Source organism: Paenibacillus sp. FSL W7-1088, from assembly GCF_037969855.1.
In the GTDB taxonomy this organism is placed as follows: domain Bacteria; phylum Bacillota; class Bacilli; order Paenibacillales; family Paenibacillaceae; genus Paenibacillus.
In genome coordinates this window covers 3,024,171-3,044,658 of record NZ_CP150216.1, presented here as the reverse complement: position 1 = coordinate 3,044,658, position 20,488 = coordinate 3,024,171, and the positions used below count along the sequence as shown (strand labels likewise).

Annotated in this window: 19 protein-coding genes; 5 read left to right on the top strand and 14 right to left on the bottom strand. The window is 45.5% G+C overall.

Annotated elements, in window-relative coordinates; translation table 11 throughout:
* Positions 1–213 precede the first annotated feature (213 nt).
* Positions 214–990: a M15 family metallopeptidase gene (locus tag MKY42_RS14040; protein WP_339851851.1), complete on the top strand. Its 777-nt coding sequence runs from the start codon at positions 214–216 to the stop codon at positions 988–990.
* A gap of 211 nt (positions 991–1,201) precedes the next feature.
* Here MKY42_RS14040 and MKY42_RS14035 read toward each other — a convergent pair whose 3' ends face one another.
* Positions 1,202–1,972 carry an alpha/beta hydrolase gene (locus MKY42_RS14035; RefSeq protein ID WP_257031428.1) on the bottom strand — a complete coding sequence of 257 codons (771 nt, stop codon included), beginning with the start codon at positions 1,970–1,972 and terminating at the stop codon, positions 1,202–1,204.
* Positions 1,973–2,121: 149 nt separating this feature from the next.
* On the opposite strand from MKY42_RS14035, the gene MKY42_RS14030 reads away from it, so the two are divergent.
* Positions 2,122–2,742 carry a TetR/AcrR family transcriptional regulator gene (locus tag MKY42_RS14030; protein WP_256222023.1) on the top strand — a complete coding sequence of 207 codons (621 nt, stop codon included), beginning with the start codon at positions 2,122–2,124 and terminating at the stop codon, positions 2,740–2,742.
* Positions 2,743–3,000: 258 nt separating this feature from the next.
* Here the strand turns inward: MKY42_RS14030 and MKY42_RS14025 are convergent, their stop codons facing one another.
* Positions 3,001–3,276: a hypothetical protein gene (locus MKY42_RS14025; protein ID WP_110001016.1), complete on the bottom strand. Its 276-nt coding sequence runs from the start codon at positions 3,274–3,276 to the stop codon at positions 3,001–3,003.
* 130 nt (positions 3,277–3,406) lie between these two features.
* Between MKY42_RS14025 and MKY42_RS14020 the strand changes: the two genes are divergently transcribed.
* Positions 3,407–4,039, top strand: a complete 633-nt coding sequence (locus tag MKY42_RS14020; protein WP_179265029.1) for a nitroreductase family protein — start codon at positions 3,407–3,409, stop codon at positions 4,037–4,039.
* A gap of 210 nt (positions 4,040–4,249) precedes the next feature.
* Complete coding sequence (locus MKY42_RS14015) at positions 4,250–4,714, top strand: GyrI-like domain-containing protein (RefSeq protein ID WP_090896988.1); 465 nt, start codon at positions 4,250–4,252, stop codon at positions 4,712–4,714.
* A 91-nt stretch (positions 4,715–4,805) separates the two neighbouring features.
* Here MKY42_RS14015 and MKY42_RS14010 read toward each other — a convergent pair whose 3' ends face one another.
* From MKY42_RS14010 to MKY42_RS14000, 3 genes are all read right to left on the bottom strand, one after another.
* The gene (locus MKY42_RS14010) at positions 4,806–6,050 is read right to left on the bottom strand and encodes an aminopeptidase (protein WP_090896985.1); all 1,245 of its coding nucleotides are present in this window, start codon (positions 6,048–6,050) and stop codon (positions 4,806–4,808) included.
* A gap of 101 nt (positions 6,051–6,151) precedes the next feature.
* Positions 6,152–7,693 (bottom strand): acyl--CoA ligase, encoded by a 1,542-nt coding sequence (locus tag MKY42_RS14005; RefSeq protein WP_339852900.1) that lies wholly within the window; start codon positions 7,691–7,693, stop codon positions 6,152–6,154.
* Positions 7,694–8,039: 346 nt separating this feature from the next.
* Positions 8,040–9,044 (bottom strand): aldo/keto reductase, encoded by a 1,005-nt coding sequence (locus MKY42_RS14000; RefSeq protein WP_179265032.1) that lies wholly within the window; start codon positions 9,042–9,044, stop codon positions 8,040–8,042.
* Between the two features lie 215 nt (positions 9,045–9,259).
* Here MKY42_RS14000 and MKY42_RS13995 point away from each other — a divergent pair, with 215 nt between their 5' ends.
* Complete coding sequence (locus MKY42_RS13995) at positions 9,260–10,093, top strand: AraC family transcriptional regulator (RefSeq protein ID WP_339851842.1); 834 nt, start codon at positions 9,260–9,262, stop codon at positions 10,091–10,093.
* Between the two features lie 87 nt (positions 10,094–10,180).
* Here the strand turns inward: MKY42_RS13995 and MKY42_RS13990 are convergent, their stop codons facing one another.
* The 9 genes from MKY42_RS13990 to MKY42_RS13950 form a co-directional block, all read right to left on the bottom strand.
* Entirely contained in the window at positions 10,181–10,579 is a 399-nt protein-coding gene (locus MKY42_RS13990; protein ID WP_053782092.1) for an Asp23/Gls24 family envelope stress response protein, read from the bottom strand.
* A gap of 33 nt (positions 10,580–10,612) precedes the next feature.
* Positions 10,613–11,692, bottom strand: coding sequence for an AI-2E family transporter (locus tag MKY42_RS13985; protein ID WP_090896971.1), 1,080 nt, complete (start codon positions 11,690–11,692; stop codon positions 10,613–10,615).
* Between the two features lie 100 nt (positions 11,693–11,792).
* Positions 11,793–13,244, bottom strand: a complete 1,452-nt coding sequence (locus MKY42_RS13980; RefSeq protein ID WP_076291047.1) for a HAMP domain-containing sensor histidine kinase — start codon at positions 13,242–13,244, stop codon at positions 11,793–11,795.
* Positions 13,222–13,929 (bottom strand): response regulator transcription factor, encoded by a 708-nt coding sequence (locus tag MKY42_RS13975; protein WP_090896968.1) that lies wholly within the window; start codon positions 13,927–13,929, stop codon positions 13,222–13,224. Before MKY42_RS13975 ends, MKY42_RS13980 begins: the two co-directional genes overlap by 23 nt.
* A 219-nt stretch (positions 13,930–14,148) precedes the next feature.
* Positions 14,149–15,576 (bottom strand): 4-hydroxyphenylacetate 3-hydroxylase N-terminal domain-containing protein, encoded by a 1,428-nt coding sequence (locus MKY42_RS13970; protein ID WP_339852897.1) that lies wholly within the window; start codon positions 15,574–15,576, stop codon positions 14,149–14,151.
* 197 nt (positions 15,577–15,773) lie between these two features.
* On the bottom strand, positions 15,774–17,726 hold the full coding sequence (locus MKY42_RS13965) for an ABC transporter permease (RefSeq protein WP_339851832.1): 1,953 nt from the start codon (positions 17,724–17,726) through the stop codon (positions 15,774–15,776).
* Positions 17,701–18,471 carry an ABC transporter ATP-binding protein gene (locus MKY42_RS13960; RefSeq protein WP_090896962.1) on the bottom strand — a complete coding sequence of 257 codons (771 nt, stop codon included), beginning with the start codon at positions 18,469–18,471 and terminating at the stop codon, positions 17,701–17,703. The genes MKY42_RS13965 and MKY42_RS13960 overlap by 26 nt, the downstream gene beginning before the upstream one ends.
* Positions 18,472–18,748: 277 nt before the next feature.
* Positions 18,749–19,735: a sensor histidine kinase gene (locus tag MKY42_RS13955; RefSeq protein WP_090896955.1), complete on the bottom strand. Its 987-nt coding sequence runs from the start codon at positions 19,733–19,735 to the stop codon at positions 18,749–18,751.
* Positions 19,732–20,436: a response regulator transcription factor gene (locus MKY42_RS13950; protein ID WP_053782085.1), complete on the bottom strand. Its 705-nt coding sequence runs from the start codon at positions 20,434–20,436 to the stop codon at positions 19,732–19,734. The genes MKY42_RS13955 and MKY42_RS13950 overlap by 4 nt, the downstream gene beginning before the upstream one ends.
* Positions 20,437–20,488 lie beyond the last annotated feature (52 nt).

The window sequence follows — 20,488 nt, the reverse complement described above, 5'->3', positions numbered from 1 at the left end:
TGATTCGCCTATCTATGTATACACAAAGACTTTGCACAAAAGGTGCAGAGTCTTTTTTGTGTTCTTTTTCTCGCCAGACAATTAAAAGCTATGAATCTCGCAAACTTTGTTTACAACTCGGAAACAATTGGAGAACCTATGGATATAATCCTCTAGTATACTCGGTATATAACAAATCACGAGATTGATATAACCCGAGGAGGAACACACATCATGAAATCTTTCACACGTAAATCCATCGTATCCACGATACTTATAGGTTCTGTCGTAGCAGGCTCAGCATTCACCACGCTGCCCTTCACTAAGGAGCTGAATCCAGTCGCATCTGCTGCCAGCTCCAGCTTTACTCAATTCCTGCACGATAATGCACCTGGACGCACAATCAAAACGAGCAGCAGCGGTGTGGCAACGGTAACGAATCTATCAAGCACGGTTGTGCTTGTAAATAAAAAGAGAAACCTGCCTTCAACTTATGCACCTCAGGATCTGGTTGTTCCTAACATTCCATTCAGCTTCTCCGGCTCCAGTCCGAAAAAGCAAATGCGTAAAGTAGCTGCCACAGCAAGCGAGAACTTGTTCGCAGCAGCGAAAAAAGACGGCATTGATATCAAAGCGGTGTCCGGTTATCGCTCTTATGCCACCCAGAAATCCATTTTTGACCGTAATGCAAGTATCAAAGGCGAAGCCGTTGCCAATAAAACCAGTGCTCGTCCTGGACAAAGTGAACATCAGACCGGACTTGCGATGGATATCTCCAGCGCATCAGCTGGATATGATTTGCAGCAAAGCTTTGGAAACACCAAAGAAGGCAAATGGCTGAAAGCCAATGCCCATAAATACGGATTTATCATTCGTTATGGCAAAGATCAGGAGAAACTGACAGGCTACTCTTATGAGCCATGGCATGTGCGTTATGTTGGCGTGTATATTGCGGGGGAAATTACGAGTCAGAACCTTACACTCGAACAGTACCTGGAGCGCGCCAAATAAACAGTAGAAATTTGATAACCAAAGGTATTCATTCCACTCTCATATGACTATCGTATGTAAATGACAGATACAACGAACAGGACGGGGCCCGAAATCGGGCCCCGTCCTGTTGAATGATATCTACAACATTTTAATTGTTCTCCAAATCGAAAAGATAAGGATCAGCTCAACCGTGTTGGTGTAAAGGTTACGTTCGATTTATATAGCAGATTTAATGTTTACTATTCAGTGCTGTGCTCCATTCCTCTACAGCATCAACGACCTGTTTTAATTGCTGCGCTTCCTCAATCGCTGGATCATTGTCCCCTTTTTGTTTCCCATAAGAGCCAAATTGCCCATGATTCCCTCCTTCTACACTGACATACAAAGTGTCATCAGGTAGATTAGTTTTGGCACTTTCCCAAGCTTCTTTATTGAGAACTCCATCTGCTGTACCTGTAATTTGCAAAACAGATAAATCTGTGCTTTTTATGGAGCCGCCCTCATCCGCATAAGAAGCCAAGAAAAATACACCCTTAAGCTTCTCACTGTGTTCTGAAGCATATCTCGCTGCAAATGAACCTCCTAAAGAGTGTCCCCCAATAACAAATGATTCGTCTGGGTGTTCTTCAAGAAAGGAGTCCGCTTTATTTTGACCAAAAATGGCTAGATTCAGTGGCATTTCCGCAATATATACGCGATGCCCCCGTTGAGCCAGTTCTTTGGCAAATGGTGAGTAGCTTTCCGGTTCGACTAGACCTCCAGGATAAAAAATAATATTAGGTTCGATTACTTTCCCGGTTTGTGGCTCAAATTTATAACCGTCTTTGACCTCTGTTACTTTGACCTGATCATCGTTCTGAAATGCGAGTTCCGCTTGATTGGAAGGACTGTAGGTTATCGAATTGAGGTATACCAATAAACCAATGATTACAATTACGATGAAAGAAACTCCCCATATCATTATTTTAGTCCATTTGTTTTTCTTCTCTGTTTTTGCCAAAGTTAAAACCTCTTTCAAACATTATTTTGGATTAGGTTATCATTGCATTGCTGCTTCAGTTCTAGTAAATTATATTTACCGGTAAGTAAAATTACAAGTCTAATCTTATTCAATGGATAAGTTGTCATAAAATATTCACGGAGGTACTGATGAAAATGAATACAGATTCACAACGCTCACCAGGAAGACCTAAACAATCAGAAGATGATTTACCCGTACAAGAAATCATTCTGCAAACGGCCGCCAAACTGTTTATGGAGCATGGGTATGAACCTGTTTCTCTCCAACAGATCGCTAAAGCTTGCAATGTGTCTAAACCATCCATTTATTATCACTTCACCAGTAAACCGGAACTTTTTAAGATCGCGGTTACGACCATGTTTAAACATGTGCACCAAACGACGTCACGATTATTAAGAGAAGCAGACAATCTGGAAACAGGACTGCTACATGTGGCAGAAGCAAGGTTAGCTAATCCTCATGCGGAGATTGAGACCCTGCTCAGAGAAGCGGAGAGATATTTGAGTGAGAAACAGATCGAGGAAATCAGAGCAGCGGAAAATAAAATTTACATAGAGCTGGCTGATTATTTTAAAGATGCAATGGATAATAACCTTCTTCGAAGCAACAATTCCATGCTACTTGCCCAAACCTTTTCAACAATGATGGTCATCGGCAATAAGGAAGATACATTAAGAGCACATGATTCCACTTTAAATTTGGGCAAGGAGATTGTCGAAATTTTTTTGCGGGGTACGATGGTGAGATGACAGGCCACCAGACTTATTTAAAAATGGTGTTCCTATCTCCTCGTTCGGGGTTGGAGCAGAATACATGGAGGGTAATAAAGATGAGACGTGATATCAGAGGTTAAAGCGTCTGCAAAATGCTAAACTAAAGGAACCTCAGACACGTTATAACGGGATTTAGGCATATGTAACGTTTTTTGGAGCATTTTAGCAAATAACGTGTCCGGTGTTCCTTACGATTGAGAAAGAAAGCCCGGGGCCCATAAGCCGTCCTATTCCTTAAGTAAAGAACATGCTCATGCTCCCTGAACCTTCCTGCCGGCCTGCTATTTTTCTGAAAACGACTGGCAGCCTCTTCACACTTTCTGTTCCAGCCCAGGAACCAACACCAGCAAGAAGTGCATTATGAAACAGATAAAGCGCCACATTGTAAGCGAGGGTACCCAATACCATCTCCACCACCAAAAAACGTTTTAACGTGGAAGATTCGATGACGTATACCTGAAATTCATTTCGAGACTTACCAGCCCTGTACCTTGTGATGAATGTTTTCATGAATCACCTTTTCTGTTTTATTTTATCGTATGGCAGGCAGGTCTTGTCTTATTCTAAAATAATACTTACATAAAGTAACTTAGTGTGTTATAGTCAGCTTATAAACCATACATAAGCGAGGGAAATTACTATGAGAGATTTGGAGAATCTGGTCAAAAACCGCAGATCTGCCGTTATTTTTGAAGAAGGAATTGAGATTCCAGAGTCGGAACTGCAAGAAATGTTTGCCCTGAACAAATTTGCACCTTCTGCCTTTAACCTCCAACATACGCACTATCTTGTACTGACAGACCCGGATCAGAAAGAGAAAGTATACGAAGCTTCACAGCAATATAAAGTTAAAACCGCCTCTGCGGTCATTGTGGTATTAGGCGATGTTAACGCACACCATCACATCCGCACAATCAATGAGGGCCTGCTGAACCTTGGCGCGCTTACTCCGTTCCAATACGAGCAAGAATCACAGAGTGTCATCGAATTTTACGAAACGCGGGGAAGGTTCTTCCAGCGGGAAGATGCAATTCGTAATGCCAGCCTGTCAGCGATGCAATTGATGCTGATCGCTCAGGGTCGTGGTTGGGACACCTGCCCCATGATTGGCTTCGATGCGGAAGAGTTGCAACGCAGTCTGGATATTCCCGACCATTATGTCCCTGCCATGCTAATTACAATCGGCAAAAAGTCGGAAGCCAAACAACGTCCACGCGGATACCGCAAACCGATTAACGAATATGTCAGCTTCAACAAAATGCATGCCGAATAACTTGGGAATGTGACATCCGTAACTTTTCACTGATTCCATTACAAAAGAGAGGTCGATGATCATATCATCGGCCTCTTTCCTATATTCCCAGAATAAACAAATCACACGTCAAACTAACCAGTCTTTTCCCAAAATACATATGAATATTTTTTTATACCATGATAGCATTCGAGATGTAACCCATAACTGTAACGAAAGGAATGAAAATCAATGGAATTCTACATCGAAAACCTGCCAACCTCCCGGATTGCTTATGTACGACAAGTGGGTCCGTATGGTCCTGCTAACAGCCACGCGATGGAGACGTTAAAGACTTGGGCCAGATCCGAAAGCCTACTTACAAGGTCGACCATCTTGTTCGGCATTCCGCAGGATAACCCGGAAACCACCCTCCCCTCTCAATGCAGGTATGATGCTTGTATTGTCATATCGAAGGATTATGGCCTGGATGAGTCGACTCCCCATCTTGAAGAAGCTGAACTTCCTGGCGGGCAATACCTGGTTTGCAAAATCAAACATACAGCAGAAGATGTGAAACAAGCCTGGACCGAGATTTTCCCGTATTTGCAGAGCAATGGTTATATCATGGACAACAAACCCATTATGGAAAGGTATGCGGGTGATCTGCTTCTTCTGGATTTTTGCGAAATATGTATACCCGTTAAGCCGCTATAAAATCATTCAAAGTTGTGGATGCCAAAAACAACAAAAGCGACTTCAACGTTGAAGTCGCCTTTGTTTATAACCTATTTCCGTATTTCACCAATTAAAATGCCCAGTTCCCTTTACGGAATACAGGTTCCACTGTACCATCCTGCAGTTCACCATCAATGTCGAGCTCTGCGGAGCCGATCATAAAGTCCACATGGGTCAGACTGACGTTGCATTCATGTTTCAGCAATTCCTCGTTAGACATCGTCGTACCATCCTTCATATTGAATGGATATGCACTTCCGACGGCCAGATGGCAAGATGCATTCTCATCAATACCGGTATTATAGAAAATACGATTCAAGTTGGAAATTGGGGAATCATGCGGCACCAAGGCCACTTCGCCAAGATAACGTGCACCTTCATCGGTAGCAAACAAGTTTTTTAGATGCTCTTCACCCGAAGCTGCCGTAAAAGCAACAACCTGTCCATCCTTAAACGTAATTCTCATCTGGTCTACAAGTTGTCCATTCAGGTTCAGCGGCATCGTGCTGCTGACAAACCCGTTGACTCCACTGCGCTTCGGCATGGTAAATACTTCTTCTGTCGGCATGTTCGCAACGGTATACACACCTTGCTTGTTTTCGCTACCGCCGCCACCCCAGATGTGGTTGTTCACCAGCTCAATTTTCAAATCCGTTCCGGGTGCCCGGTAGTGCAGGCTTTTATAATTTTTCTTGTTCAGCAAATCACTCATGGCATTCAAGGTGTCCAGATGTTTTTTCCAGTTCTGAATAGCATCTCCGCCATCGACACGGTTCATTTTGAAGATGGTATCCCACATCACGTTAATACGATCTTCCTCTGGAATGTCGGCAAACACTTTGTTCGCCCACGCCTTAGTTGGCGCTTTGATCAGACACCAGCTAATTTCGTGGTTACGCGTATATTTCGAATATCCGCGACGTGCATGAGCCGCCGCTTTGGTTGCACGCGACACGTTGTCGGAATTGATGCCTTTGTACAATTCAGGGTCAGGTACTTTGATCGTAAGGGTAGCTCCGCCTGCTTCGGCAAACTTCTCCATCATTTCCCCCTTCCAGACTGGGTAATAATCGAAGCTGTCATCAGAGCCATGTTCAAAACGACTGCGTGTAATATCGTCGTCATCAAAATCAACCTGTACATAATTGGCGCCAGCCGCATACGCTTTTTGCACGATCAGACGGGTGAATTCCAATGTTTCGATGGGTGCCGTTACGAGCAGATCCTGTCCCTTCTGAATATTTACGCCGACTTTGACAACCAGCTCTGCGTATTGTTCCAACGACTTTTCAAAGGTTTGTTCAAAATTACTCATGGTTGTGTTCACTCCTGTTTCATATTTGAATATTCAGAATCGATTCCTTCCCCTTCACTACTTATGCTGATATTTCCAACTATATTTTTTCACGCAATTATTTAAGCCTTGCGTTTTTCTTGTTCACGCAACTCGATCCGGCGGATTTTACCTGAGTTTGTTTTTGGCAGATCGGCTACAAACTCGATTTTGCGTGGATATTTGTAGGGTGCTGTCCATTCCTTCACATGGTTTTGCAGTTCACGCGCCAGTTCTGGTGATGCGAGAGACTCGTCTCTCAGCACTACAAATGCTTTCACTACGTTACCACGAATCTCATCGGGACTTGCAACAACTGCGCATTCCTTCACACTGGCATGTTTCATGAGCGCTTCTTCCACCTCGAACGGTCCAATTGTGTAACCTGAGCTGATGATGATATCATCACTGCGACCTTCAAACCAGAAGTAGCCTTCTTCGTCTTTGCGTGCGCGGTCACCTGTTACAAAATAATCCCCACGCTGATTCGCTTCCTTCCGGCCCTCATCCTGATAATAAGCACGGAACAAAGCTGGCATATCCTTATGCACGGCGATATCTCCTACTTCACCAGCAGGTACAGGTTGTCCTTCTTCGTTGATGATCTCAATGAGGCCTGGTGTAATGGACTGCCCCATAGAACCGATTCGTACGGGAGCATCTTTCAAGCTGCCGATCAGCAGCGTGCTCTCGGTTTGTCCATATCCATCCCGGATCGTCAGGTCAAAGTGACGCTGGAAAATTTCAATTACTTCCTGATTCAGCGGCTCACCAGCAGACACCGCGCTGCGCAGTGCGGACAGATCATGGTGACCCAGATCGTCTGTTTTGGCCATTAACCGATATTCCGTCGGCGTACAGCACAAGACGTTGATCTGATGCTCCTGCAACAGTTCCAGATAACGTTTGGGTTGGAATGATCCATTATAAACCAGTCCGGTTGCCCCTCTTCCAAGTACGGACAGAAACGGACTCCAGATCCATTTTTGCCATCCAGGTGCTGCCGTTGCCCAGACCGTATCCGAAGGCTGAATATCCAGCCATAACGATGAAGCGATCCGCAAATGGGCGTAACCCCAACCATGACTATGTACTACGCCTTTTGGATTGCCAGTCGTACCGGAGGTATAAGCGAGAATAGCCATATCGTCACGATGTGTTTCCACCGCAGCCATCGTATCGGACTGGCCTTGCATTAACTGGTGTACATTGACCCAGCCTTCTCCAGGTACGCTATCATCACCATTTGGTGATGCAACGATGCGATGTGCCAACGCTGGCAGATCTGCATTTATCTTTTCAACTTCAGCAGTCGTCTCGGACCAGACAATGACAGCCCGGGCCTCGGAATGCCGAAGACGATACTCCAGATCTTTCGCACGCAGCATTTCGGAAGAAGGAATAACAGCAATGCCCAGTTTCAGGCAGGCAATGTATATAACATAGGCAATAATCCGGCGTGGTACCATGACCAGCACCCGGTCGCCCTTCTCCAAACCAAGATCACGCAAGCCTCCAGCAAGACGATTTGCCTGCTTCAATAACTCACCATAAGTGATCTCTTCCAATTCTTTATGATCGCTTAGCCATCTAAGTGCAACCCGATCCGACGGGTGATTCTCCATCTCGGATGTCAGGTTATAGGTTTCAGGCGAAATCCACTGTTGAAAATTCAAATGGAGCCTCTCCTTCATATTTCAAATGTATAGCATCTATATATTATACCCTAAATCCTAGGACCTGGTGCTATGATATGAAATAGTTTAAGAAAAAAATAAACACAGGTCAATTAAGACGAAGCTCTAAAAGGTCTATCTCTACATATAAAGAATGATATGTAAGACAAAAAAAGTGTCCTCCCGACTACAGGAAGACACCTTCGTTATCCCAACATATCTATAACAAATGGATCCATTTAATCATCGTAGACATGACTCTGAATTTCCAGAGTCGTATCTCTGCGTTACAATCTTACCAAGCGTAGTTTCCGATGCCATTCAAGATGCTTTCGATTTCACTCAGCTCTTCCGTTGTCAGGTCTGGTGCCTGAAGTGAGGCTACGTTTTCTTCGATCTGGGACACACGGCTTGCGCCGATCAAGGCAGAAGTAACTCGGTTACCACGTAAAATCCAGTTCAGCGCCAACTGGGAGATCGTTTGACCTCTACGTTCAGCAACCGCCTGAAGTGCTTCGAACTTGGCGATCCGTTCGTCCGTATAGGCTTCTTTTCTCAGATTGCCTGTTGGATTGGCGCGCTCTTCCTTGATCTTGTCCACATATTTATTCGTCAACTGTCCCCGGCCAAGCGGACAGAATGCGATCGCTCCTACGCCGTGCTCATCCAGCACATCCTGCAATCCATCCTCAATCCAGCGATGCAGCATCGAATAGTTTGGCTGGTGAACCAGGCAAGGTGTCCCAAGACGACGCAAAATAGTAACTGCTTCTTTCGTCTGTTCGGCATCATAGTTGGACAAGCCTACATACAGAGCTTTACCCTGTCTAACGATATGATCCAGCGCAGTCATCGTTTCTTCGATCGGTGTCTCCGGATCTGGACGATGATGATAGAAAATATCTACGTAATCCAGTCCCATCCGGCTGAGACTTTGGTCCAGACTGGCAATGAGGTTTTTGCGAGAACCCCATTCGCCATATGGACCGTTCCACATATGATAACCCGCCTTGGTTGAGATGAGCAGTTCGTCGCGGTAAGGACGCAGATGTTTTTTGAAAATGACACCAAAATTCTCTTCGGCTGATCCTGGAGGTGGTCCATAGTTGTTGGCCAAGTCGAAATGGTTAATCCCCAGATCGAATGCGCGCAGGATCATCTCTTCCTGAATATCCAGGGTGCGATTTCCACCGAAGTTCTGCCATAAGCCAAGGGCTATTTGCGGCAGTTTGATTCCGGTTCTGCCAGAGCGTGCATACTTCATTTCACTGTATCGTTGTTCACTCGCTGTATAAGGCATGGTTAATCTCTCTTTTCCTGTAAAAGTTATTGAATACCCTTTCATCTTAGAGACTTTCCATGTAAAACGATATGGCATTTCACTACAACGATATGGAAAAATGATTGGTATCTTCATCAAATGATATTTATAAAACGATTCCTTTCCACCTTTTATATGTTAAAATGCAAGGTATAACGACCTCATAACAGGAGTGAATAGCCTTGATTACGTATATGTGCAAAAACAATCACTTTCAGGAGCTGCAGCTCCTTCATTACGGCACAGAAGCTTGCGCACCCGGTCACCACTTCGGCCCGGCCATGCGGGATTATTACAAAATCCATTACATATTGGACGGCAAAGGTACCTTCGAAGTCGGAGGCAAAAAGGTTACGCTGCGTAAAGGCCAGGGATTCCTGATCGTCCCCCATTCGGTCGTTCATTATGAAGCAGATCAGAATGACCCGTGGGAGTATAGCTGGGTTGCTTTCCAAGGAAGCACCTGCCCGTCGTTATTGCAGCAGGCTTGCTTGTGCGAACACCATCCGATCTTTGAGATGGGCAATGAGGATGACGAGATGCGCTCCTGTCTGCACCGCATGATTAGCTCTCGCAACACCCATAAGGGATGGGAGATCAGCATGACGGGATTGCTCTTTCAGTTTTTCTCCATTTTGATTGATCGGGCCAGTGAGGACAGACCTATTCCGTTCCAGGACTATACAAAAGAAACCTATGTCACTCAGGTAATGGATTTCATTGAGATTAATTATGCCAATTCCATAACCGTTCAGTCCATTGCGTCTCATGTTGGGTTGCAGCGCAGCTACTTGTGTTCCCTCTTCAAAGACAAGATGGGCACCAGCATTCAGTCTTATCTGGTCAATTACCGCATGCGCAGGGCGGCTGAGCTGACGCTGGACCCGGCTTTGACCATTGGGGATATCTCCCGTTCGGTTGGATATGCCGACCAGCTGCTTTTCTCGAAAATGTTCAAAAAAGTTATGGGCGAAGCCCCTACGTATTATCGCAAACACAAAACAGCACGTTCCCATTTATGCAGCTAATGGGAACGTGCTGTTTTTGTATTTTTACACAGGATATCACTACCTGTTTATGACTGAATTCCATTCGTTCGTTCTGCTCGTTTTGCTTTAAACTTGCTCCTGCATGGTCACGCCTACCACTTGAACTTTAATTTCATTCACCATAATGCCTGTTAATTGCTCGACAGCTTGCTGCACATTATGTTGAAGTTCCTGACAGACTTCATGCATCTTTTTGCCAAATTGAACATTGATTCGCAGTTGGATAGATGCCTGGTCATCTTTTATCGCAACGTCAATCCCTTTTTGCAAGCTCTTTCCGCTGATGCTCTTGGCGATTCCTTCGGTAAGACCAACAGACATGGAGGATATTCCCTCTGTAGTCTGAGCAGCCATGCCAACAATTTTGGATACTACATCATTGGAAATATGAATGGCGCCCATTTGAACAGATTGCGGCTCAATATACTCAGGTTCAGTGTATGGTTGTGGGATGATTTCAGACATGATTTCCACTCCTTCTATATCATTTATACATGTTTAAGCATTTTGCCATTTGTCCTTGAAGAATAGCTGATAGATTCGAACCAAAATAATTTTAACGATCATATAAACAGGGATGATAATCAGAATGGCAATAATGCCGCCCAGGTCCCCTGCACCGAGCACCAATATAATGGTGGTAAGCGGGTGAATATCGAGTTTTTTGCCGAATACATACGGTGCAACCAGATTATCCTGAATTTGCTGTGCGACCAGAATAATAATGAGTGACCAGATCGCAACCGAAGGGGATACCACAAGTCCCATAATGACAATAGGAACGGAAGACAGGATCGCCCCGATAAACGGAACAAAGTTCATAATAACCGCAATTACGGTTAACAGCAGTGCATACGGGAGACCGATGATCAAGAAACCGATATACATCAGCACACCCAGTGCCAGATTCACGAGAACTCGTCCCACGATAAAGCCGCTTAACGCCTGATCGATCTCAAGCACCACGTCACGACTGTCTTTTTGGAAGCGTTTTGGTGCAATGTGCACCAGCTTACGACCAAATTTCTCGCCCTGCTTCAACATGTAGAACAATATGATCGGGAAAGTGAACAGAACAATCGCAAAGCTTGAGATGAGTGAGAAGAATCCACTCACATAGTTCGTGACAAAGGTGAAGCCTTTGTTAATGTAATCCGTAATCTGCGAAAACGGGGTCGACCCTTCCGGGAACAAAGCCGTAATGACACCGTTCTGTTCCAGCTCTTTAAGCTGCAAACTCAGTGAATTGATCAGATTTGGTGCGTTTTCTACCAGGTTGATCAACTGCTCGCGTAGTGACGGCCATAGTCCTATAATAAACAGGGCGAACAGTATACCAAACACCAGATAGATCAGCAAAATGCTGAGTGTGCGATTCAGCTTCTTTTTTTCCATGTAATTGACGAGCGGCCGCAGCAGATAATAAAAGAATACGGACAGCATCATCGGCACGGTAATCACCGTAAGCATGGTAACAAGCGGTTGGAAAATAAAGCTGACACGTGATAACAGATAGATATTAATCAGTATCAGTGCCAGTGCAATACTGAAACGTACAAACGAATTTACTTTGAACAAAAAGTTTCCCCTCCACTTAACCTTTTCTATATGAGCATTTTGCAAATGGTGATCAGAATGACAACATGTTTATGTCAACCTTATCCTTTATGTCGGTTCTTTATTTCGGAATCTGTATAGTGAACACCGTCGTCTCCCGTCCACGCCGGGAAAGCGTCAATCGTCCACCCATTTTCTCGGTGTTCCGCCGCGCAATTGCCAGTCCAAGCCCCGTACCCCCGGTTCCCGTACGAGCCTCATCCCCGCGTACAAATGGATCAAAGATCGTTGCCCACAACTCTTGAGGGATACCCACACCGGTATCAGCAACCTCAATAACCACATGGTTGTCCAGTGGGATTAACTCCACACGCAGCTCCGTCCCCCGCGGGTTGTAGGACAAGGCATTTGTAATCAGGTTCTGAATTACTCTGGACAAGAGCTCCGGATCATACCTCGCATAGATCTCTTCATCAGGAACGAGCACATGCAGGCCAAAATGGTTCTGCTCAATCTCACCATACGTATCCGCCATAATCTCACGAACAAATTCGCCGATTTCCCGCTGCTGAATGTGCATACGGAAGTCAGGTGAATCCACTTTGAGCAATTCCAGCATATTCTGAATCATGCGCGCGACCTGAACGGACTTGTTGTAGATATATCCCAGGTATCGCTGCTGCCTGTCCTTATCTTCCCCTCGCCCTTCCACCAAAGCCTGGGCGTATCCTTGAATACTCGTGATCGGGGTCTTGAGATCATGCGACAGATCCACAATTAATCGCTGTTTGCTTTCTTCGGCATAACGTTTCTCCGCAGAAGTATTCTCAATGACGTCCGCCATATAATTGAAGGTTTCTCCAATCTGGACAAATTCCCTCTCTGCCGAGATGGACATGCGCGTACTATAATTCCCCTGGATCATCTGGGTAAGACCTAGAGAGAGAATACTCAGCGGCTTTTTGATTCGCCGGGCGACCCAATAGCTGTAAACAAATATCAGCAGCAAGACCAATCCGATTCCGATCATAATGTAAAACGATAACGGATGCTTCAAATTGGTAATCAGCTGATTATCATTAATTCGCACACTGACCAAGTCACGCGGAATCTTCAGCAAAACGTACTTTGCAGCTCCCTCTGTTGAAAGCGGACTAATGGAGTAGTAGTATGGCTGTTCGTTTCGGTTTTCGAGTCCTGCATATAGCTCGGCTTCACTGTATTGAGTGAACGTATCCTGCTTGTCCCCGATATAACGAATGACCTTCCGCTCCGCATCCAGCACTTCAATCCATCCCCCGCTGTCCTTGAGACGCTGAATCTCGGTATTATTGGCCTCATCGGAACTTCCGGACAGCCACTCGTTCTCCAGTTCGGTCACATACACATGTGCCTCCACATTCAGATCAGGATCCACGACCTGATCCGAAATGCGGAAATCGACCACATCCAGATTAATGATAATGTACACGATGGCTACCAGTAACAACAAAAAGAAGTTAAAAAGCAAAAAGTCCAGTGTCAGGGACGTTTGCAATAGTCTCTTTTCTCTAGCTTTCCATGGGCGCTTCAATTTTGTATCCCAGTCCCCTTATCGTTTTTAAATATTCCGGTTGCCTGGAGTCGCGCTCGATCTTCTCCCGAATGTTACTGATATGTACCATTATCGTGCTGTCCTCGTGAGCGTAATAATCTCCCCAGACGGCTTCGTATATTTTTTTTCGGGTAAAGACACGGCCTGGCTGCTCCAGCAGAAGCTCCACGATTTTGTACTCTGTAGAAGTCAATGTCACAGGTTTGCCCGAGCGAAAAAGGATACATTGGGATCGATCAAGCCTGAGTTCACCCAGCACAAGATTTAACTCCTTGGCAGCAGGCACGTCAGGTGCATCAAATTGATTGACTCTTCTGAGCAAAGCTTCCACTCTGGCGACAATCTCCAAAGGATTAAAAGGTTTGGAGATGTAGTCGTCTGCACCCAGTCCGAGTCCAAGGATTTTGTCGTGGTCCTGGCTTTTGGCCGACAGGAACAGAACAGGCATATGATGTGTGGTCCTGATTTGTTTGATCAACTGGAGTCCATCCATTACAGGCATCATAATATCCAGTATGACCAGATCAATCTGAGTTGAATGGATACACTCCAGCGCTTCTACCCCATTAACGGCTGTCACAATGTTGTAATCCTTCTCGAGGTACAACTGAAGCAGTTCCACAATTTCGGGTTCGTCATCTGCAATTAATAGTGTGTATCTCATGCGAATCCTCTCATTCCTATTTCAATAAATTCAGTTTTCAAACGAATTCGTATCCGTACATTCATTTGTTATTGTTCATATGTCTATACGTTACTACTATATACTACGTCTCTTAAATCAATCTAAACCATTTCTAAAGATAACCTAAATAAAAAGCCCGGGCATCAGGCCAGAGCTTCAAATATAAAGCTAAAATAAGTAAAGTTTCAGTACCATTCATCACTGGCTACGTAACCAGGGTTCAACCCGGGCATATAATCGGTCCTTATCATATTGCACATACTGACTCGCCCGATTGCGCACCGGGTCACCGGCATAGAAACGTTCATACAGATCATGTCTGGCTCCCAGCGGACTTCCTGTCAGCTCCCAGGCGAGCTGGAATAACCGAATCTTTTCTGGTGCCTGCATCGTTACGCCTCCAAGATACTTGTTCATCATGGGGCTGATACTTCCTTCGAGCTCCTGCTTCCATGAAGGGATCTGAATAAGGCCACCTGCGGCAATCGTCTTCAAAATCTCAACAGCACGCGGGTAATAACGGTTCCCCAGATTACGGGCTGTTTCGATATATTTGAATGATGGCAGCCAGTTTCCATGAATATCCGGTGCAGCCTGAGCCTCGGATGCGATGATGAGTCCTTCAATCGTATGCATCTGGCTGATCATCTCCCCGAGCTGTTCCTGTACATTCAGGAAGGAATCCACTCCAATCTCCTTGGCAACGGAAGACGTGATGGCTGTAATGAATTCCAGCTTTGAATGCAGCCGAATAATGCTCTGATGGTAAGCCAGACTGGAGGATGCCACGTTGCAGCGAATCTGCCATACCGCTTCCGGATTGTTGTGCAGCAGTACACGCTCCCAAGGTACAAACACATCGTCAAAAAATAATACAGCATCCATCTCATCATACTGACTACTGAGCGGATGAGCAGTATCTGACTCTAAAGTTGCAAAAGATTCTCTACATACCATATGTAATCCTGGACTTCCTGCTGCCACAATAACCATATGCGCCAATTCCGGGCGATGTCCGGGAATGCGCTGAATCGGATATGCAATGATATCGTCCGCATATGGAGCAGCAGTCGCCACCATCTTGGCCCCACGAAGGACAACGCCCTCCGTATTGGTACGAATGATTCGCAGCATTGCATCTTCATCTTCCCCAACGGGCAGAGCGCGGTTAATCTGCGGGTCACGCTGGACTATGGTCAGGAAGGCATCCTTCCGTTTTGCCTCCTCATAATAGGCAGCGATTTTACCACCATATGCCGGGTCATATACAGCCATTGCATCCCGTGTGGCATACCATCCGGTCAGGCGGGACCGGGCGTAATCCGAGAGACGGCTCATTACACCATAGGTGCGATCAGACCACAATCGAAAGGCTGCCGCCCTGCTGCTGATCTCCTGAGCACTACGGGGTACTCGAAAAGCCTGGTGTACATATCCATTCGTCTGCTCATCCCAATAAGCCACTGTCTCTCTCGTGTCCGCATCATCCACCAGATTGAACAGATCTTCAATCGTTTGCAAGGTTCCCCGGAAGGCAGAATGCTCTGTTACTCGAATACGTTCTCCATCCAGCCATACATTCCGTTCGTCGTTCAACCGCTCCAGATAAGCTTGTCCACGGGACATCGTTAAGCTCAATTGTAATCCTCCTTCTCAGTTAGAAAGGCTAGGAAACTCAATAGTGTTGATGGTTTTATTCATTTCAAGAGTCAAGCTACATCGAAATGATACATACTGTATCTATTGAAATAGTACTTTGCTTTCGAGGAAAAAGTCAACAGACACCGAACCTAAGGTCCGATGCCTGTTCTATTAAAATTATGTTAGATCAGTTTGGCATACATATTGCGAAGATAACGCCAGCGTACCAGCAGGAAGAACAGAATCTGCATGGAAGCAAATACCAGGAAAATGCGCAAAGTATAACCCATGACGGAGAAATCTACTAACTGCTGTAATGCAACAAAGGCCACGGAGCTGTGGATAATGGCCAGGACGATTGGCAAGAAAAACATTAACAGCAGCTGTCTGGTTACGATGTTGCGAAGCTCCGGCCGACTCAGTCCCATCTTACCAATCATGCGGTACTGCTCTTCATCCCGTTCCAGATCTGCATATAACCGGAAGTAGGTAAAGCTTGCAGCAAAGGTAAAAAAGACGATGCCAATCAATCCACTCAGAATAAGGATAATGCCATTGGTTTGTTTGGAATTAAGCCAATCCAGCACGAGAGCGCTGATCTCGAAGTAGCCCCGATTACTTGAGTCATTTTGAATGGATTCAATCAGATCCGGCGCAAACTTCCGCGTCCCCATCCAATCTGTCACAACAAATTGCGTCTTTCTATCGGGATAATAATTTTCATCAGCCTCGATTTGAATATTAAATTCCCTATTCATCTTGTCGTACAGCTCATTGGATACCACATAAACTTCCCTTTTGAATTCAACAGGGATGACGATATCGGTTGCAGGTGTTGTTAATCTGACCTTTTCCTGAACTTCCCACATACTGATATTTTTCTCAGTTGAACCCTGCCCGGCTTCTGCTCGTAATGTCTTGCGACTCGTAAGATTGCCTGGAGTCATAAAGGAATCGTTCACATTCTCGAGAGTTCGCTCTTGGTAACCGAGCGCCTTGGCAAGATGATTATATTCACTTAGTTTGATGATATAGTTCCCCTCGTCATCAAACAGCGGAGTATAACTACCTTTCTGGTACGGAACCTCATTATCGATCAATGTCTCCTCGATCTTCCTGATGTGCCGTTCTGCGCCAGGTGTATCCCATGAATTTTGGTAGGTAAACGCATATGGATTTGACATCGATGACAATCCCGGATCGCCGATCGCCAGCATCGTGCCAATGCCTGTAAAGGCAGAAGCCGAGATCACACTTACCATAAAAAACATGACGGCATTATCTTTCATTCGATAGGTAAGTTCGGACAGAAACAGCAAATTCGTTTTGCGGAAAAACAAACGCTTATTGCCTTTAAGCGCCCGAATGGCATACACACTAAGTTGGGTGAATAACAGATACGTGCCTGCAATAACCAAAACCACACTGCCAAACAGCAAAGGGAAGGAGTATGTGATCCATACAAAGGCAAATACACCTGCATATCCACCCCCAATGAGTATGACGGAGAGAAGTGCTAAAAGACGAGAGGCCTTTGGCTCGGGTTTTGGTTTTTCCTCTGATTTTACAAGGTCAATCAATGACCCTTTTCGCATTAGCAGAGACGAGCTCAGCGCAATCACAACAAACAGCAGCAGAAATGCTCCGACAGTAAGTGCGATTGCTTTTAATGGAAAATAGAATCGAAGACTTTCCTCCACAGCCAGCATCGAACCGCAGATCAACAGGATCAGCTTGGCAAAGATCATTCCTAATCCAACGCCTGCCACAATGGCAGCGAGTCCAATGCACAAGTTCTCCATGAATAACAGTCGGTTCATCTGTTTACGTGTCATGCCAATGATTTGAAATATGCCGAATTCTTTTTTGCGCGTCTTGAGAAATGAACCTACGGAATAGAGTAGAAACAGAAACGAAAAGATGAAAATAACGATTTCAGCAATCAAAAATCCCTGATTCGCAAGCATGGTCACTGTCCCACTTGAACCCTTCAGTCCATCCTTCAGATCCGGGTGAAACAAAAGCAGCGCATACGTAAAAAAGATCATGACGGAAAACGTACTGCTCAGGAAATGAGCCAGATAAATTCGTTTGTTCCGAACAACATTATTAATGGCGAACTGGCGAAAATTCATGTCCTGAGCCTCCCATCAGGGATAATACGTTGATGATTCGCTGATAAAACGTTGATCGGTTATCTCCATAGTGAATTTCGTTGTACAGTCGTCCATCCTTAATAAATACAACCCGGCTGCAATAACTTGCCGCAACAGCGTCATGCGTGACCAGCAGCATAGTGGCCCGATCTTCCTGGTTGCGACGCTCCAGCATCTCCATTACATCACGCGCTGCCTTCGAATCGAGATTTCCTGTAGGCTCATCAGCCAGCACCAGCTTGGGAGAATGGATCAGGGCTCGTGCGATTGCTGTCCGCTGGGCCTGACCTCCGGAAATTTCATACGTGCGTTTGTTCAGCAGAGAGGCAATGCCAAGTTTCTCTGCGAGTCGATCGACACGTTCATTCATCTCCTCAACCGATACTCCGTCGAGCGTAAGCGGCAGGACAATATTTTCTTTTACCGTGAGTGTGTTGAGCAGGTTAAACGACTGAAATACGAATCCCAGCTCTCGGCGTCTGAACAGAGCAAGTTCATCGTGATCCAGTTCAAACGGGTTCTTTCCTGCAATCTGCAATTCCCCTGAAGTCGGGTGGTCAATGGTTGAAATCATGTTTAGCAACGTTGTTTTACCGCTGCCTGATGGACCCATGATGCCGACGAATTCACCCTCCTGAATACTGAGATCAATTCCTGACAAGGCTTCGTATGACACGATCCCTTTATAAATTTTGCTAATCTGTTTCACTGAACATATCTCCATAGGTTAATGGCTCCTTTTAGATTTCGAATTTGAATTAAACCACGTTGAACTGAACTTCTTCGCCATTCGAGGTCGTTCTCTACTTTCTGACTTCAGTCTATCGAAGTTTCGACCATTCTCCTATGGATTAACCTTTCATCTTCATGACATTATTGTAAGGTTATACAGTCTCACTATCCGACAATCATCCTCTCATATGTAGAAAACGAGAAAGACGCCGATCCCTATCAGGGCACCAGACGTCTTCTCATTTCATTCCGCATTATGCGCTTTATATTTAGGTTTCAAATGTAATGGTTACCGTTGTCCCTTCTCCCTGAACGGATGTAAGGTCAATCTGATGATTCATTCGTGTCAGGACATCCTTCACAATATACAGTCCCATCCCCGTGGATTCTTTAAAATGTCGCCCATTCTCTCCGGTGAAAAAAGGCTGGTACACTCGGTTAAGATCCGACTTGGGAATACCCACTCCCTGATCCTTCACTTCAAGAATGATGGATCGTCTGGATTCGTAAGCCTGAATGGTTACCTTTTGCGCTTTTCCCCCGGAAGAGTACTTGATGGCATTGGATAACAGCTGTACGAGGACAAACCGAATCCACTTCGCATCCGACTGGACCATTAACGCAGAATCAATTTTCATCTCGGGATATACGTGATTGCGAATGAAGAACCGTTTCAGCTCATGGATGGCTTCTTCTCCGGCGGCCTTGAGGGATATCGGTTCCACACTGAAATCCTGTTCAAATGTCTCCAGCCGCGCCATGTATAGCACGGTTTCCAGCCCTCGTCTCATCTGGTCTGCTTCCTCTCGAATGCTGATGAAACGGGCGTCCTCATCCTCCTGATCCTCAACCGTCAGTTCAATGACGGACAACGGTGTCTTCATCTGATGAACCCATTGATTCATAAAAGTCAGGTATTCCTGTTGACGCTGTTCCAGACGATGCAGATGCGCATGATAATGACCGTACTGTGAGTCCAGCAGTTCTGACAATGCCTGCGGCAAGGGCGCGGGCTCATTCAGTGGAACAAATTCTTTCAGATCATTCATTCGATGGGACATCCGGGAATAAAACATGCGATGGGACAGATACCGATAAATGAGATAGGCTGCATATAGGACTAACCCCAGAGATACCGCATACGCGGCCGTTAACCAGTGGTCATAGCCGTCGTACCAGAAGACCGCAACCACGGTGAACAGCATAACGATTACCCAACAAGTCAGTACAATATGTTCTTTGATAAACAACTTCATGAGGGTGACGATGCCTTCCAATTACTGTTGAGTCGATAACCCGAACCTCGTACCGTCTCCAGCGCATCTGTAATTCCCAGCTCAGTCAACCGTTTACGAACTCGGGTCACATTCACGCTAAGTGTATTATCATCCACAAAGGAATCATCCCACAGCTTTTCCAAGATGGTTTCACGGCTAACCAGTTTGGGACTCCGACGCAGCAACGTCTCCAGCAAAATGGTTTCTTTCTTGGTCAGCTGTATCTTGCGGTCACCGAGCTCCATCTCCAATCTTTCCAGATAAACAGTTAATCCATCCAGCTCCACCTTTCGCTCTTCATGACGCGCAGCGTAATCGCCATACACCCGGCGCAGCTGACTTCGAATTTTGGCCATGACAATCTCATGCTCAAACGGCTTCGTAATATAATCGTCCGCACCATTCTCCAGCGCCATGACCTGATCCATCTTGCCACTACGGGCCGAGATGAAAATAATCGGACAAGTGGAGATGGAGCGAATTTGGCGACACCAATAGAACCCATCGTAACTCGGCAAGTTGATATCCAGCAGCACGACATGCGGCTTAATCTGTTCAAACTGCTGGACGACCTGCTCAAAATCCTCAACCGCAACGGCCCTGTCACCATATCTCTCGATATGGGATTGAAGTAAACCCGCAATCTTCGGATCATCTTCAATAATCATTATCGTATACATAAAAAGGTCTCACCTCTAACCTGTCATAATGGAATATGCAATTCTCTTTCCA

Coding starts and splice junctions, on each gene's coding strand:
- MKY42_RS13955 (WP_090896955.1), bottom strand. CDS start 19,735: ATGAAGTTGTTTATCAAAGAACATATTGTACTGACTTGTTGGGTAATC.
- MKY42_RS13950 (WP_053782085.1), bottom strand. CDS start 20,436: ATGTATACGATAATGATTATTGAAGATGATCCGAAGATTGCGGGTTTA.
- MKY42_RS14015 (WP_090896988.1), top strand. CDS start 4,250: ATGGAATTCTACATCGAAAACCTGCCAACCTCCCGGATTGCTTATGTA.
- MKY42_RS14030 (WP_256222023.1), top strand. CDS start 2,122: ATGAAAATGAATACAGATTCACAACGCTCACCAGGAAGACCTAAACAA.
- MKY42_RS13965 (WP_339851832.1), bottom strand. CDS start 17,726: ATGAATTTTCGCCAGTTCGCCATTAATAATGTTGTTCGGAACAAACGA.
- MKY42_RS13970 (WP_339852897.1), bottom strand. CDS start 15,576: ATGTCCCGTGGACAAGCTTATCTGGAGCGGTTGAACGACGAACGGAAT.
- MKY42_RS13960 (WP_090896962.1), bottom strand. CDS start 18,471: ATGGAGATATGTTCAGTGAAACAGATTAGCAAAATTTATAAAGGGATC.
- MKY42_RS14005 (WP_339852900.1), bottom strand. CDS start 7,693: ATGGAGAATCACCCGTCGGATCGGGTTGCACTTAGATGGCTAAGCGAT.
- MKY42_RS13975 (WP_090896968.1), bottom strand. CDS start 13,929: ATGAGATACACACTATTAATTGCAGATGACGAACCCGAAATTGTGGAA.
- MKY42_RS14010 (WP_090896985.1), bottom strand. CDS start 6,050: ATGAGTAATTTTGAACAAACCTTTGAAAAGTCGTTGGAACAATACGCA.
- MKY42_RS14020 (WP_179265029.1), top strand. CDS start 3,407: ATGAGAGATTTGGAGAATCTGGTCAAAAACCGCAGATCTGCCGTTATT.
- MKY42_RS13995 (WP_339851842.1), top strand. CDS start 9,260: ATGTGCAAAAACAATCACTTTCAGGAGCTGCAGCTCCTTCATTACGGC.
- MKY42_RS14025 (WP_110001016.1), bottom strand. CDS start 3,276: ATGAAAACATTCATCACAAGGTACAGGGCTGGTAAGTCTCGAAATGAA.
- MKY42_RS13990 (WP_053782092.1), bottom strand. CDS start 10,579: ATGTCTGAAATCATCCCACAACCATACACTGAACCTGAGTATATTGAG.
- MKY42_RS14040 (WP_339851851.1), top strand. CDS start 214: ATGAAATCTTTCACACGTAAATCCATCGTATCCACGATACTTATAGGT.
- MKY42_RS14000 (WP_179265032.1), bottom strand. CDS start 9,044: ATGCCTTATACAGCGAGTGAACAACGATACAGTGAAATGAAGTATGCA.